Source organism: Pedobacter ginsenosidimutans (genome assembly GCF_001442625.1).
GTDB lineage: Bacteria > Bacteroidota > Bacteroidia > Sphingobacteriales > Sphingobacteriaceae > Pedobacter > Pedobacter ginsenosidimutans.
Genome location: NZ_LMZQ01000003.1, coordinates 239,856 through 253,154, shown reverse-complemented (window position 1 = coordinate 253,154; position 13,299 = coordinate 239,856). Strand labels below are relative to the sequence as shown.

At 38.8% G+C, this 13,299-nt stretch carries 15 protein-coding genes and 1 tRNA gene; 12 read left to right on the top strand and 4 right to left on the bottom strand.

The features are described 5' to 3' along the window. Positions 1 to 132: 132 nt before the first annotated feature. Positions 133 to 282: a GIY-YIG nuclease family protein gene (locus tag ASU31_RS27395; protein WP_157257926.1), complete on the bottom strand. Its 150-nt coding sequence runs from the start codon at positions 280 to 282 to the stop codon at positions 133 to 135. Positions 283 to 449: 167 nt separating this feature from the next. On the opposite strand from ASU31_RS27395, the gene ASU31_RS05075 reads away from it, so the two are divergent. From ASU31_RS05075 to ASU31_RS05065, 3 genes are all read left to right on the top strand, one after another. Next, positions 450 to 980 (top strand): hypothetical protein, encoded by a 531-nt coding sequence (locus ASU31_RS05075; RefSeq protein ID WP_057931294.1) that lies wholly within the window; start codon positions 450 to 452, stop codon positions 978 to 980. Position 981: 1 nt separating this feature from the next. Further along, positions 982 to 1,671 carry a lycopene cyclase domain-containing protein gene (locus ASU31_RS05070; protein ID WP_057931293.1) on the top strand — a complete coding sequence of 230 codons (690 nt, stop codon included), beginning with the start codon at positions 982 to 984 and terminating at the stop codon, positions 1,669 to 1,671. Positions 1,672 to 2,219: 548 nt separating this feature from the next. Beyond that, positions 2,220 to 2,462, top strand: a complete 243-nt coding sequence (locus ASU31_RS05065) for a cytochrome b5 domain-containing protein (protein ID WP_057931292.1) — start codon at positions 2,220 to 2,222, stop codon at positions 2,460 to 2,462. Between the two features lie 130 nt (positions 2,463 to 2,592). Here the strand turns inward: ASU31_RS05065 and ASU31_RS05060 are convergent, their stop codons facing one another. Next, positions 2,593 to 3,513 carry a PfkB family carbohydrate kinase gene (locus tag ASU31_RS05060; RefSeq protein ID WP_057931291.1) on the bottom strand — a complete coding sequence of 307 codons (921 nt, stop codon included), beginning with the start codon at positions 3,511 to 3,513 and terminating at the stop codon, positions 2,593 to 2,595. Between the two features lie 259 nt (positions 3,514 to 3,772). On the opposite strand from ASU31_RS05060, the gene ASU31_RS05055 reads away from it, so the two are divergent. Then, positions 3,773 to 3,846: transfer RNA gene (locus tag ASU31_RS05055), tRNA-Asn, on the top strand. Between the two features lie 59 nt (positions 3,847 to 3,905). Next, on the top strand, positions 3,906 to 4,208 hold the full coding sequence (locus ASU31_RS05050; RefSeq protein ID WP_209434958.1) for a GIY-YIG nuclease family protein: 303 nt from the start codon (positions 3,906 to 3,908) through the stop codon (positions 4,206 to 4,208). A gap of 226 nt (positions 4,209 to 4,434) precedes the next feature. Here the strand turns inward: ASU31_RS05050 and ASU31_RS05045 are convergent, their stop codons facing one another. Beyond that, entirely contained in the window at positions 4,435 to 5,337 is a 903-nt protein-coding gene (locus tag ASU31_RS05045) for a PhzF family isomerase (RefSeq protein ID WP_057931289.1), read from the bottom strand. Positions 5,338 to 5,550: 213 nt separating this feature from the next. Between ASU31_RS05045 and ASU31_RS05040 the strand changes: the two genes are divergently transcribed. The 5 genes from ASU31_RS05040 (at position 5,551) to ASU31_RS05020 (ending at position 8,557) form a co-directional block, all read left to right on the top strand. Further along, the gene (locus ASU31_RS05040; protein ID WP_057931288.1) at positions 5,551 to 5,874 is read left to right on the top strand and encodes an ArsR/SmtB family transcription factor; all 324 of its coding nucleotides are present in this window, start codon (positions 5,551 to 5,553) and stop codon (positions 5,872 to 5,874) included. Positions 5,875 to 5,880: 6 nt separating this feature from the next. Beyond that, the gene (locus tag ASU31_RS05035; protein ID WP_057931287.1) at positions 5,881 to 6,348 is read left to right on the top strand and encodes an SRPBCC domain-containing protein; all 468 of its coding nucleotides are present in this window, start codon (positions 5,881 to 5,883) and stop codon (positions 6,346 to 6,348) included. 6 nt (positions 6,349 to 6,354) lie between these two features. Beyond that, positions 6,355 to 6,741, top strand: coding sequence for a DoxX family protein (locus ASU31_RS05030; RefSeq protein WP_057931286.1), 387 nt, complete (start codon positions 6,355 to 6,357; stop codon positions 6,739 to 6,741). A 156-nt stretch (positions 6,742 to 6,897) separates the two neighbouring features. Further along, complete coding sequence (locus tag ASU31_RS05025) at positions 6,898 to 7,482, top strand: YdeI/OmpD-associated family protein (RefSeq protein ID WP_057931285.1); 585 nt, start codon at positions 6,898 to 6,900, stop codon at positions 7,480 to 7,482. Positions 7,483 to 7,981: 499 nt separating this feature from the next. Further along, positions 7,982 to 8,557 carry a DUF4256 domain-containing protein gene (locus tag ASU31_RS05020; RefSeq protein WP_057931284.1) on the top strand — a complete coding sequence of 192 codons (576 nt, stop codon included), beginning with the start codon at positions 7,982 to 7,984 and terminating at the stop codon, positions 8,555 to 8,557. Between the two features lie 8 nt (positions 8,558 to 8,565). Here ASU31_RS05020 and ASU31_RS05015 read toward each other — a convergent pair whose 3' ends face one another. Continuing rightward, positions 8,566 to 9,066 (bottom strand): GNAT family N-acetyltransferase, encoded by a 501-nt coding sequence (locus ASU31_RS05015; protein WP_057931283.1) that lies wholly within the window; start codon positions 9,064 to 9,066, stop codon positions 8,566 to 8,568. Positions 9,067 to 9,507: 441 nt separating this feature from the next. On the opposite strand from ASU31_RS05015, the gene ASU31_RS05010 reads away from it, so the two are divergent. Then, positions 9,508 to 12,759 (top strand): TonB-dependent receptor, encoded by a 3,252-nt coding sequence (locus ASU31_RS05010; RefSeq protein ID WP_057931282.1) that lies wholly within the window; start codon positions 9,508 to 9,510, stop codon positions 12,757 to 12,759. A gap of 240 nt (positions 12,760 to 12,999) precedes the next feature. Then, entirely contained in the window at positions 13,000 to 13,158 is a 159-nt protein-coding gene (locus ASU31_RS27695) for a hypothetical protein (RefSeq protein ID WP_167346157.1), read from the top strand. Positions 13,159 to 13,299: the final 141 nt, after the last annotated feature.

Below are 13,299 nucleotides of genomic sequence, written 5' to 3'. Positions count from 1 at the left end.
AATCTTTCTTTGTATTGGAGGTAGTCTTTATAGGAGCTTGGTTTGATCGGAGGTTTGGGTTTTATATTCTATCGATTGGAGATCCTTCGCTATACTCAGGATGACACTATGGCGCCAAGATCAACAAAAGATTTATTCTTCAACAATCATATCATTAAGAAAATCCCAATTTTTGTTTTCAAATTCAATTAACGCATTCTTTTTTGCTCTTGTCCAGCCTTTTATTTCTTTTTCGCGTTCAATAGCATATTCAATGTGTTCAAACCGCTCAAAATAAACCATTCTGAACGCAGTGAAGAATCTGTTATTTGTTAACACTGGTTGAAATAAATCAACGGCTTTGAGGTAGTGGTTTAGGTTCAGTATTTCATCGGTTAGAGATCCTTCGTTGCACTCAGGATGACAGTGGGAGCAAATGCGCTTAGCTTTTCTTACCTTTGCCCAAACTCATGATTAAATTACGAATTATATTTTTTCTGCTATTTGCAGCAAGCCATATTACTTACGCCCAGTTATCTACCCAGGAAATTGCGATATTAAAAACGAATATGGTTAAAGCGGTAGAAAACCCGAAGCTAACCGATTCGTTGTTTACCAAACTGAACAAACTCCCCAATAAAACTGCGTTAATTACGGGTTACACCGGAACGTTGGAGGCGCTTAAGGCCAAGCACTCATGGAATCCATATAATAAGATCAAGTATGTAAGCCGATCGCTCAAAACCATGCAAAAAGCAATTGATATGGATAAGGAAAATATGGAAATCCGTTTTATGCGGTTTTCGATTGAATTTTATACACCTTCCTTCCTCGGATTCAGTAAAGATTTAGCTCAGGATAAAAAAGAGATCGTTAAACATTATCGGAATGAAAATTTTGGTCTTGCCGATCGCGAATTGATTAAAAACGTAGCTAAATTTATGATCGACAGTAAAAAATGTACGCCAGCAGAAGTTAAAGTTTTGACAAAACACCTCTAGGATGAATTATACCTATCTACTTATCAATCTTGCCGTAATCTTCTTCCCCTTAGTTTTATCATTCGATAAAAAGGTTCATTTTTTTAGCAAATGGAAGTTTGTACTGCCTTCGATATTAATTACAGGTCTGGTATTTTTAATTTGGGATGTCCTGTTTACCAAACTTAACGTATGGTCTTTTAATCCCGATTACCTTATTGGGATAAATCTTTTGGGGCTACCATTAGAAGAGATTTTATTCTTTTTAACGGTTCCTTACGCCTGTGTGTTTATTTACGAATGTTTGAATGCCTACTTTCCCAAAAATGATCTGCAAAAATATAGCCTGGCACTAAGTAATTTGTTTTTAGGGCTTTGTGTGGCTATTTTATTTTTTGGTTATAACAGGTGGTACACACTGATCAATTTTGGCTTTTTATTTATGGTGCTGGCTTATGTAGAGTATGTAAATGTCGCGTTCAGGTTTATGTACAAGTTCTACAGGGCTTATCTGGTTTCACTTATTCCTTTTTATATCGTTAATGGATTTTTAACTTCTATACCTGTGGTGATGTATAATGACAAGCAAAACCTTGGTTTTAGAGTAGGTACTATCCCTTTCGAAGATCATTTTTATTTAATGGGCTTGTTGTTGATGAATATTTACCTGTACGAAGTTTTTAAAAGCAAGGGTGGTAAAAGCCAGGCCTAAAATAAAATTGTTTATTTTTTTGGAAACGAATGTTCAGTAGCTCTTGGCAGGGTTCAGTCCCGCTTTCCATTACAAGTCCTCGCTGCGCTTTGGGCTTTTCATTGCAATCGGGTTTAAGAACAGGGGTTTGTGCACCATGCAGCCGTACAAATGAAATACTACTGTGGCCATCTAGCCCCGGTTGAAGCATTACCCTGCAGCAACGAGGTACGAGGCAGCGAAGCGTAAAAGTGGAAAACGGGTTGAAACTTGGTGTTCTGTAGCGACCTTGGGCTTCAAAAGAATAACTAATCAACCATATAAGGCATTGAAGAAAATGTAAGCTTATATGGCACTTATATTTCTCATATGGTAAAAACCTTTTTGTTTATCACCAGATTTATAAATAGCGTTTTTGAACCCGCAACTCCTAAAATAAATTACGCTTATAACCTCAGCATATTGTCGTCTATTCCGCTCAGACTGACAATGGCGCCTTTAAAAGATGTCACCCTGAGCATAGTCGAATGACAATCTTTTTTAATTATCTTCAACCCGAAATTAATTAAATGGATTTACCCAGCTATACCAAACAGCAACTCGCTTTACGCAACGGACAGGATAAACCTCAAATATGGGTGGCTTATAAAGGTTTGATCTACGATATGACCGATAGCAGGCTGTGGCGGAACGGTAAACATTATGAACACTGGGCCGGACAGGATTTAACAGACGAACTGCCTGATGCACCCCATACTGAAGCTGTTTTTGAGAAATTTATACCGATAGCCATATTGGCTGCACCAAATTGATTTTGGCAACGTCGATTATTCGGTGTAAAGATTTATACGGCGCGATTAATATTAAGATATGTCATGTTGAGCCTGTCGAAACAACTGTGTTAAGTCCTTCGACAAGCTCAGGATGACAAATTAATTTATTTTAAACTTCTATCGTAAACGCACTTAAGCTTACAAATTCCTGAATTCTTGCTGCAACTTCTTCATCGGTTAAATTTAATAACCTTTCTGTCCCAAATTTCTCTACGCAGAAAGAAGCCAGTGCAGAGCCATAAATGATCGCGTTTTTCATGTTATTGAAGTTAATTGTACCCACTTTAGCCAAATAACCGATAAAGCCTCCTGCGAAAGTATCGCCGGCACCAGTTGGATCAAATACTTCTGCCAAAGGCAAAGCCGGAGCTGAGAAAATCTGATCTTCATGGAATAACAATGCACCATGTTCACCTTTTTTAATGATCAAATATTTTGGCCCCATGGCAAGGATTTTTTTAGCAGCTTTAACCAGCGAGTATTCGCCCGATAACTGACGCGCTTCGGCATCATTAATCGTTAATACATCTACCATTTTAATGGTTTCCAATAAATCATCCATCATAATGTCCATCCAGAAGTTCATGGTGTCCATTACGATTAATTTCGGACGGTTTTTAAGGCGTTTAATTACCGTTTGCTGCACCTGTGGGGTTAGGTTTCCTAACATCAGGTATTCGCAGTCTTGATAGCTCTCTGGAATAATCGGGTCGAAATTTTCCAGTACATTCAGTTCCGTAATTAAAGTATCGCGGCTGTTCATGTCGTTATGGTATTTTCCTGACCAGAAAAATGATTTTTCACCTGCTTTAATCTGTAGTCCTTCGGTATCAATACCGTGTGTGGTGAAGGTGTTAATGTCTGATTGATGAAAATCATCACCCACCACTGCTACGATTTTTGCTTTATTATAAAAGTAGGAAGCCGCTAAACTTGCGTAAGTTGCTGCTCCACCTACAATTTTATCTGTTTTTCCGAAAGGAGTTTCAATAGCATCAAAAGCTACAGTACCTATGATTATCAGGCTCATATCTATGTGTTAATTTTTTTTTAAAATTTTTCACTGCAAATATTGCATAAATAATTTAAAAGCCCTAATATTGCATTCCCAAAACGAACAAGGGTATGTGTGCTGTATAGTGCAAAGAACCTCGTTTTAGGAAACGACCAGTACTCCTTCTTAGCTCAGCTGGTTAGAGTCCCGATGCGTCGGGATTAATCAGAGGGTAAGAAAAGATCAAAGGATTTTGATCGATATTAATGAAAACACAACCAGAATAAATAAATATTCCTTCTTAGCTCAGCTGGTTAGAGCATCTGACTGTTAATCAGAGGGTCGCTGGTTCGAGCCCAGCAGAGGGAGCAATTTCAAAGAATAAGCCTTACCATGTCTGGTAGGGCTTTCTTGTTTTAATGTTTTTTATGTTTTACTTATATATTTTATATTCCAGTTCTTCTGATAAGTATTATGTTGGCTACACAGAAGATGCCGAAAAACGACTATATGAGCATAATAATAGCGAAAGAACAACCTATACTTCAAAACACCGTCCATGGATTTTGAAGAAATCTATTGCTTTAGGAAAGAACCGTGGTTTCGCTATGAAGGTTGAGAAAACGGTTAAAAAAACAAAGAGCCGATTAATAATTGAAAAAATTGTTTTAGAAATTAATGATTTGAGTGAATTAGCTCAGCTGGTTAGAGTCCCGATACATCGGGATTAATCAGAGGGTCGCTGGTTCGAGCCCAGCAGAGGGAGCAGATTTGAAAGCCTTACAACAATGTTGTAAGGCTTTTTTGCTTACACTCCTGCTGGGTGAGAAGTTTATCCTGAGCGCAGACGAAGGGGGGCCAGCAGAGGGAGCAAAACCCGCAGCGAATTTGTGGGTTTTTTGCATTTAGCGGGTAGGTGAAATTTATGCTGAAATGTTTAAAGCCTTTGGTTAATTGTTATATTTTAATTTCAGTTTTAAATACCACCGTAGCGTTGCCTTTTATCTTAATTAGCGATGGTAGACCATTTTCAATTCCGACACTAACGCTTATCATTCCGAGCCTGTTTATCTTTTCTCCTTGTTTACCATTGAATTCGAAGAGGTTATCCTTAAAATCGACGATTTTATTTTGTATAAGATATCCGCCTAAAGGTCCATTTGCATTACCAGTAACCGGATCTTCATTTATTCCGATCGCAGGGGCAAACATTCTTCCATATGTTAATACGTCATCATCATCCGAGTCAAATGTGAATACAAAATAACCATTACAATTAATCTGTTTACTTAGACCGATCAAACTATTGTAATCAGGGGTAAGATTGTTCAGCTTTTCTCTGCTTTTTATCCCGATCATCACTTTTGAATGTCCTGTAGAAGCAATCTGGACCGGGCATCTTTCATCAATATCATTATAATGAAGTCCTAGCGCTGATAATATTTGTTGAGTGGTAGCGGGATCGAATATCGGGCTGAGTTCAAATTTACCTTGGGTCATTATAATTTGGTAATCCTCATTTTTTTTGACGATCTCAAAAGGCAGCGTGCCAACCTTAGTTTTGTATCTCAAAATACAAGCGTCTAAATTATATTCAATAGCTTTTGCGTACATCGCGGCAATTGTAGCGTGGCCACAAATAGGAACTTCCGATGTTGGTGTAAAATACCTGATTAAGCCATCAGAATCATTGTCGTCGGGAGAAAAAAGAAAGGCTGTTTCAGAATTATTTAATTCTTTGGCAATCTGTTGCATTTGAGCATCAGTGAGCCCGTCGGCATTCACAACTACACCCGCCGGATTTCCACTAAATCTCTCTTTTGTAAAAGCATCTATCTGGTATATTTTATACGTTTTCATCGGTCGTTTCAGGTTTGTTAAGGGGCTATTCTCTCTTTTTACTTACTGATCAAATATATTCAATTTTACAAGCAGGATCCTGATGCTTTAATAGATATAACGGATGAAACCAAACTTATGACGATATGTTGAAGAAAGCCTTATAAAAAAACTTTCATAAAAATTTGCGTAGTTAAATGACTACATTTATATTTGTAGTCAAATAGCTACATAATGAATTTAAGAAGAGATGTATTTCAGGCCATTGCCGACCCTACAAGAAGGGCTATACTATTGTTGGTGGCCTCGCAGTCTATGACGGCTGGTGCAATAGCTACCAATTTCGACACCGCAAGGCCAACTGTTTCAAAACACCTGCAGATCCTTACTGAGTGCGAATTGTTAGAACAAAAACAAAACGGCAGAGAAATTCATTACCACACTAACGCAAAAAAAATGAAAGAAATTGCTGATTTTATTGAGCCGTTCCGCAAAATGTGGGACGACAGGTTTAATAAACTGGAAGATATCATGAAAAACTATAAACCAAGCAAATAGCATAATATGGAGCAGAAAACAAAAATTGATGCCGAAAATGGCAAACAGGAAATGATCATTACCAGAGAATTTGATCTACCTGTAGAATTGCTTTTTAAGGCTTATGTTGAGCCTGAAATTATAGCGCAATGGATGGGGACAAAAGTACTGAAGCTTGAAAACAAAAAGTACGGCAGTTACCAGTTCGAAACTGCTGATGCTAAAGGGAACGTAGCATTTGTAGCCACCGGAGTGATACACGAGTTTTTGCCTGATGAAAAAATAACGCGGACATTCGAAATGGAGCATACACCTTTTGGTGTTCAGCTTGAGTTTTTAAAGTTTGATAAACTAACCGACGATCGTAGTAAACTTACTATGCATGTAGTTTATAAATCAGTAGCATTAAGGGATCAAATACTTGCCTTGCCCTTTGCTCAGGGTGTTAATATGGCGCATAACCGTTTGCAAAACATTGTAAATCAATTAAAATAACAGATTATGACAAAGAGAAACAAAATTATCTATTGGATTGCCACCGTTTGGCTGTCATTAGGCATGTTGTCAACAGGAATAGTACAGTTGATAAAAATGAAAGAAGAAGTGGCATTGTTTACGCAATTGGGTTATCCACTTTATTTTCTGACTATATTGGGGATTTGGAAAATTTTAGGTGTGGTTGCGGTGTTAATTCCTAAATTTACTTTATTGAAAGAATGGGCTTATGCAGGTTTTTTCTTTGCGATGTCTGGTGCTGTTTTTTCGCACATTGCAATTGGCGATACCAGTACTTCTGCATACTTCGGACCAATATTGCTACTTGTGTTAACTGTAATTTCGTGGTATTTTAGGCCTGCGGATAGAAAAGAGGCTGTATCACATTTGTAAATCAATCGAATTTGTCACGTTGAGCCTGTCGAAACGCCTTGTAAGACATTTAAAATGGTCCTTCGACAAGCTCAGGATGACAATTCTATATTTATGATGCAAACACTGAAACCATAAGGAAAGAACAGGGCAAAGGAATAAACAAATTCGACTGATATGAAAACGAATCCAAAAGTTGATTTTTATTTTAATAAAGCGAAAAAGTGGCAGGAAGAACTGCTGCTGCTGCGGGCAATTGCCTTAGATTGCGGACTTTCCGAAGAATTAAAATGGGGAGTGCCTTGTTATACCTTACACAACAGCAACATCGTTTTAATACATGATTTTAAAGAATACTGCGCATTTTTATTTTTTAAAGGCGTTTTATTAAATGATGCCGCAGGGATTTTGATCCAGCAAACGAAGAATGTACAAGTGGGCAGGCAGGCACGCTTTACCAATGCACTCGAAATAGTGGAACTGAAGCCAATTTTGAAGACTTATATTTATGAAGCCATTGAGGTAGAAAAAGCTGGTTTGAAAGTAGATTTGAAAAAAACAGCAGAGTATACCATTCCAGATGAATTTCAGCATAAATTAGATCACATTCCAGATTTAAAAGCGGCATTCGAAGCATTAACGCCTGGCCGTCAAAGAGCTTATCTGCTTCATTTTGCGGCGCCCAAGCAAGCTAAAACCCGTGAGGCAAGAGTAGAGAAATTTATGCCACAGATATTAAATGGCAAAGGATTGAATGACTAATCGTTCCCTATTTCGTGGTGTCGGATGTTATCACTATTGGTTTGTCATCCTGTCCAAAGGACTCCTGTGTAGAGCGTAGTCGAAGGATCTTTTAATGTAGTGTAAAGGCATTGTGCTTCAGGTAGATATTAGTGTTTTTTGAAATTAGGAAATGAGCGGTTTGTGGTTCTTGGAGGCCCTCGGTCCGGCTTTTCGCTTTACTCCGTTACACCTCGTGTTCGCTGCATCCGATAGCCATCGGATCCGGTTTAGGAGCAAGGGTTTGTGCGCCCTGCAATCCTCAAAATGAAAAGCTGTCTTAGCTATTTAGCCCAGGTGAAGCGTTACCCTGCAGTAACGAGGTATTCCGAACTTTCGGGAAAGCGTAAAAGTGGAAAACGGGAAGAAACTTAGTGCTTTATACTGATGTTGCGCTTCAAATGGATTTGGTATTTCCTGAAATCAGGAAAGGATCGTTGATTGAAGATGTGAAAGAATTTTTAACCAATGTATAAAACTTATGAGTAAAATAAATAACAATAAAAAAGAGTTGTCGGCAGTGCAGACAGAAGAACTCCTTCATATATTAAAAGCCCGTTTCGAGAAGAATATGAATCGGCATAAAGGACTGGAATGGGCTAAGGTACAGGCGAAGTTGGAAGCAAATGCTGAAAAACTATGGGTGCTTGACGAAATGGAGGTAACTGGTGGCGAACCCGATGTTGTTGATTATGATAAAAAAACAGGCGAATATATTTTTTACGATTGTTCGGCAGAAAGCCCTAAAGGCCGTAGAAGTATTTGCTATGATTTGGAAGGACTGGAATCGAGAAAAGAGCATCAGCCCGAAAATAATGCCATTGATATGGCTGCTGCTATGGGTGTAGAGCTCTTAACAGAAGAACAGTACCGCTTTTTGCAGCAACTCGGAAAATTCGATACCAAAACATCGAGTTGGATTGTTACTCCTCCCGAAATCAGAAAATTAGGTGGTGCCCTTTTCGGTGATCGCCGCTACGATCATGTGTTCGTGTATCACAATGGCGCACAATCGTATTATGCCGCAAGAGCATTTCGTGGTTTGTTAAAAGTTTAAGCTGATGATTACAATAATTTTTGATAACAAAAGAAACGGAGGCCAGGTCGTTTAGCCAGGCTAATTTCACCACTAAACTGATAGCCGAGTTTCGGGAAAAGCGCCTGGGTGGCCATATTTTCGCTATTGGTATCCACCCTTAAGATGGAAATACCCGAAGCTTTTGCTACCGCCTCGGCCTGGTTCATTAAAGCCCTGGCAATACCCATGCCCTGGCAGTCTGGGTCTACTGCTAAACGATGCGTAACAATTGCCTTTTCGTTAATATCCCAACCTGCATCGGCATACTCGGGATCTTGATCTGTGGTAATTGCAGAAACACCAACAAGCTTGTCTTCTAGTTCAGTCACCCATAGCTGGCCGATAATAATATCATTGGCAAATACCTCGGGGTTAGGGTAATCATCTCCCCACTGGAAATTTCCTGCGGCACGCATTAATGGTACAACCTTGCTTACTAAATTCATTATCTTCGGAATATCTGCGGCTACGGCTAATCTAATCGTCATGTTGCAAAGATAATGAATGAGTTCATTAGTTCATTTGTCATTCATTTATTGGTTAGCATGGTGCAGAAACTTGTGTAACGGTTAACTGGTTAATTTTTAAATTGGTTAATTGACTCCAAGCACACGACTCCAAGCTCCCAACTCAAAAGATTAATCAACGCTAAACGCGTGGCTCCAAACGCATGACCGTTTAATCGACTTTGGACTTCCGACTAATGACTTTGGACTAACCCAAACTTCATCAAATCTTCATCTTTCGTTTTCATCTTTGGTTTTCTATTCTTCATTATATTCCGGCCTGAAATATTGGTTGTTAAGGAATTGTTTTCTTATTGTATTGTTCTGATTTTCATACTGTTAACGTAATGTTAAACTTAATTTATTGTTAATATTTAATTAACATTAGGACTGTTGTTTTGCATAAAAATAAAACAACAGAAAATGAAATCACGTATACTATCCCTAGTAAGTATTCTGCTGCTCTTAGTCACATTTGCTCAGGCACAGGTTACAACATCTAGTATTAATGGAAAGATTAAGGATAATAAAGGTATCATCCCAGGGGCAACCATTGTAATGATGCACGTTCCAACAGGTACTGTATCTAAGGGTTCGTCAAACGAGAACGGACTTTACCGTATCGGCAACTTAAACCCAGGCGGGCCATACAAAATTACCGTAACCTTTGTGGGTTATAGTCCGGTGGTAAAAGAGAATATTTATTTAACCTTAGGTTCGGATGTAAGGCTCGATCTTGATCTTCAGGAGCAGGGTAATCAATTGGCCGAAGTAAGTGTTAAAGGCCAAAAAGGCGGAACAAAATCTGGTGCAGGTACAAGTATTGGCGAAGGTCAGATCAAAACTTTGCCAACCATGAACCGCAGCTTGCAGGATGTAACAAGGGTTACTCCTCAAGGCAGCAAGGATAATACTTTTGGCGGTACCAACTTTAGGTATAACAACGTAACTATTGATGGTGCGATTAATAACGATGCCATTGGTTTTAGTCCTTCATTAGGTGGTCAGAGTGGAAGCTCGGGCATGCCGGGAAGCAGTACACGTACCAACCCGGTTTCACTTGATGCGATCCAGGATGTTACGGTTTTACTTTCTCCATATGATGTTAAAGTGGGTAACTTTTTAGGTGGCAGCATTAATGCCGTTACACGTGGTGGTACCAATGAGGTTGTAGGATCGGTTTATGGTTATGGCCGTAACGCTTCACTGATCGGTAGAAACAAAATTGGCGATAACAGCAAAGAACCGTCTGCTTTTCACGATTATCAAACCGGTTTCCGCGTAGGTTTTCCGATCATTAAAGATAAATTGTTCTTCTTCACCAATGAGGAGATTACCCGCCGTCAGGATCCGGTAATTTTAGGAGCAGGATCGTCTGACATGAAATTGCTTACCTTAACTGAGGCACAGCAGATTTCTGATCGCATGAAAAATGTATATGGTGTAGATGCTGGTTCGTTTGGCGATTACAACATCTATTCGCAGTCTAACAAGTTCTTTAACCGCTTAGATTGGAACATCAGTGAAAGTACCCAGTTAACCATCAGAAATAATACCATCATTTCGAAAGCGACAAACTTAGAAAGAGATCAGTCTAATTTCAGGTTTGGCGGTATCGATTTTAAACAGAACAACAATCAAACCTCTACAGTTGCAGATCTGAAAACCCGTTTTGGCAATTCAGCTACCAACAATTTAATTGTAGGTTATTCTACCGTTCACGATTATCGTGATCCACTTTCTAATCCGGCATTACCGCAGATCGAGATTGCTTCTAACGGGGGAACATTGTTTTTAGGTACTGACCGTGAGGCAAGTATCTTCAACATGAAGCAAAATACTTTCGAATTTACCGATAACTATACTTATAGCTCGGGTATCCATACTTTTACCGTTGGTACGCACAACGAGTTTTACAATATCAACTATGGTTTCGTAAACTCATGGAACGGCCGCGTGGCTTATAGCAGTGTTGCCGATTTCCTGGCTAATCAGCCAAATAGGGTGCGTACCAGCTACAACTATGATGATAACAGCCGTGATAACATCATTGCAAACCCAACTGCAGAATTTAATGTGAACATGTACAGTGTGTATGGTCAGGACGAAATCCGTATTGGCGATCGTTTTAAATTAACACCGGGTTTGCGTTTTGATATGGCAAACTTGCCTGATATGCCATCATTGAGTTCAAAAACAACAAACTCTCCGGTTGATCCTAACTATGGTACAACTTATACTTATACGCAGCCATCATCAATTACCGGAAAATTCCTGAACAAAATACAGATTTCTCCACGTGTTGGTTTTAACTTCGATGTATTAGGTAACCAAAGTTTGGTTATGCGTGGCGGTACCGGTTTATTTACCAGCCGTGTTCCTTTTGCATGGATAGGTTATGCTTATTACAATAACGGAGTTAACTACGGTGCTTTTGATAAATCGTATGTTTATACAAATGCTGATCCTAGCAAAATCGTGAAACCGGTTGCGGGTTCCGATCCGATTAAAGATGCTTTAACCGGTAATGGCGAAGCAGGTTATGTAACTAACCAGGGCATAAATGTTAAAGATGCAAGTGGCGCTACGCAGGTAGATTTGGTTGATAATAACTTTAAAATGCCAAAAGCATGGAGAAGTAATTTGGCTTTCGATTATAAAACTGATGACCAGTGGAAATTTACATTGGAAGGAATTTTTAGCCAGGTGATCAAAGATGTGCAGTTTCAACAGATCAACTATGTAGATAATCCAAAATACATGGTTTACGATACACAGAAACAGATGCCGATTTATTCAGGTACTAAAATTAATCCTTTATATACCAATGCTTACCTTTTATCAAATACAGATAAAGGATACAAATACAGTTTAACAGCACAGGTAAGTAAATCGCTTCCTATGGGCTTAGATATGATGGTGGCTTATACCTATGGAAGATCGAAAGATATTGCCAATGGCATCCGTAATTCAATGGAATCTAACTGGCAGTTAAACCAGGCCCTTAGTCCAAATAACCCAGGCTTGGCTTATTCTAATTTCGATATCCGCAACAGGATTATCTCTACAATCAATTATAGGTTAGATTGGGCTAAAAACGGTAAGTATGTATCTAACTTCTCCTTATTCTTCAGCGGTCAATCGGGTTCGCCATATTCATTGGGTTTAGTAAATACCAGGATCAATGGAACTGGTCAAACTGTAAGTCTGATGTATATTCCGGCTGTAGGAGAAACTGCCAAGTTCTTTGCAAGTACACCTGATGGTATTGCGCAGGCTGCTGCATTTGATAACTACATTAACGGAGATAAATACTTAAGTACCCGCCGTGGTGATTTTACAGAACGTAACGGTGCACGTACTCCTTGGAATGTTCAGGCTGATTTCCGTTTCTCTCAGGATATTCAGGTGGCAAAAGGAAAACACCCGCATGTACTTACTTTAACTTACGATATTATCAACCTGACCAATTTGGTAAATAAAGACTGGGGAATTCAGTATTTCTCTCCTAATACCTATAACTCTATGGCCAGTGTGGGTATTAAAGTACAAACTGCAGGTACACCAACAACATATCCGGTATATACTTTTGCACAGAAAGATGTAACCTCTTATTCAAAAGATTTCTTTGCCTCACGTTACCAGATGCAATTGGGATTGCGATATAGTTTCTAATCTTTTTTAAATATATAAATGAAGCGGTCTGGCCAGTATGGTTAGGCCGTTTTTCTGTGTGGCGTCACCCTGAATTTATTTCAGGTCTTATTTGAAATAAAAAGATGCTGAAACAAGTTCAGCATGAGGTTAACTTTATAAGTAAAAGCAATACCAATTAAACCTTTCTTATCCTTCCTCCGTCAAAATAAAACACACAGCATAAAGCTCGATTTATTTTTTTACTTAAAAGGTTAGGTTATGAAAAGGATTGTAAATGCATTGCTCTTATTGGTTATGGCGGTTAATTTTAGTGCATGCGTGGTAAGCGCACGTGCACCAAGGGCACACTGGGTACGTGGGCATTATAATATTGGCCCTCATGGCGGTCGGTATTGGGTACCCGGACATTACCGTTAAATTTTTGTTATCGCCGCCTTTTATGGCGGCGATTTGTTTTTATAAGGATGTTAAAAAATGTAATTTGGTAACTTATGCGATTGTTGATTTCGATTGTAGGAATAAAATAATACATTAGCGTTATTAACACGATTTTAGCAT

Excerpts from the sequence above, each read along its gene's own strand:
- ASU31_RS27395 (WP_157257926.1), bottom strand. The coding sequence starts at position 282 with ATGGTTTATTTTGAGCGGTTTGAACACATTGAATATGCTATTGAACGC.
- ASU31_RS05075 (WP_057931294.1), top strand. The coding sequence starts at position 450 with ATGATTAAATTACGAATTATATTTTTTCTGCTATTTGCAGCAAGCCAT.
- ASU31_RS05070 (WP_057931293.1), top strand. The coding sequence starts at position 982 with ATGAATTATACCTATCTACTTATCAATCTTGCCGTAATCTTCTTCCCC.
- ASU31_RS05065 (WP_057931292.1), top strand. The coding sequence starts at position 2,220 with ATGGATTTACCCAGCTATACCAAACAGCAACTCGCTTTACGCAACGGA.
- ASU31_RS05060 (WP_057931291.1), bottom strand. The coding sequence starts at position 3,513 with ATGAGCCTGATAATCATAGGTACTGTAGCTTTTGATGCTATTGAAACT.
- ASU31_RS05050 (WP_209434958.1), top strand. The coding sequence starts at position 3,906 with ATGTTTTACTTATATATTTTATATTCCAGTTCTTCTGATAAGTATTAT.
- ASU31_RS05045 (WP_057931289.1), bottom strand. The coding sequence starts at position 5,337 with ATGAAAACGTATAAAATATACCAGATAGATGCTTTTACAAAAGAGAGA.
- ASU31_RS05040 (WP_057931288.1), top strand. The coding sequence starts at position 5,551 with ATGAATTTAAGAAGAGATGTATTTCAGGCCATTGCCGACCCTACAAGA.
- ASU31_RS05035 (WP_057931287.1), top strand. The coding sequence starts at position 5,881 with ATGGAGCAGAAAACAAAAATTGATGCCGAAAATGGCAAACAGGAAATG.
- ASU31_RS05030 (WP_057931286.1), top strand. The coding sequence starts at position 6,355 with ATGACAAAGAGAAACAAAATTATCTATTGGATTGCCACCGTTTGGCTG.
- ASU31_RS05025 (WP_057931285.1), top strand. The coding sequence starts at position 6,898 with ATGAAAACGAATCCAAAAGTTGATTTTTATTTTAATAAAGCGAAAAAG.
- ASU31_RS05020 (WP_057931284.1), top strand. The coding sequence starts at position 7,982 with ATGAGTAAAATAAATAACAATAAAAAAGAGTTGTCGGCAGTGCAGACA.
- ASU31_RS05015 (WP_057931283.1), bottom strand. The coding sequence starts at position 9,066 with ATGACGATTAGATTAGCCGTAGCCGCAGATATTCCGAAGATAATGAAT.
- ASU31_RS05010 (WP_057931282.1), top strand. The coding sequence starts at position 9,508 with ATGAAATCACGTATACTATCCCTAGTAAGTATTCTGCTGCTCTTAGTC.
- ASU31_RS27695 (WP_167346157.1), top strand. The coding sequence starts at position 13,000 with ATGAAAAGGATTGTAAATGCATTGCTCTTATTGGTTATGGCGGTTAAT.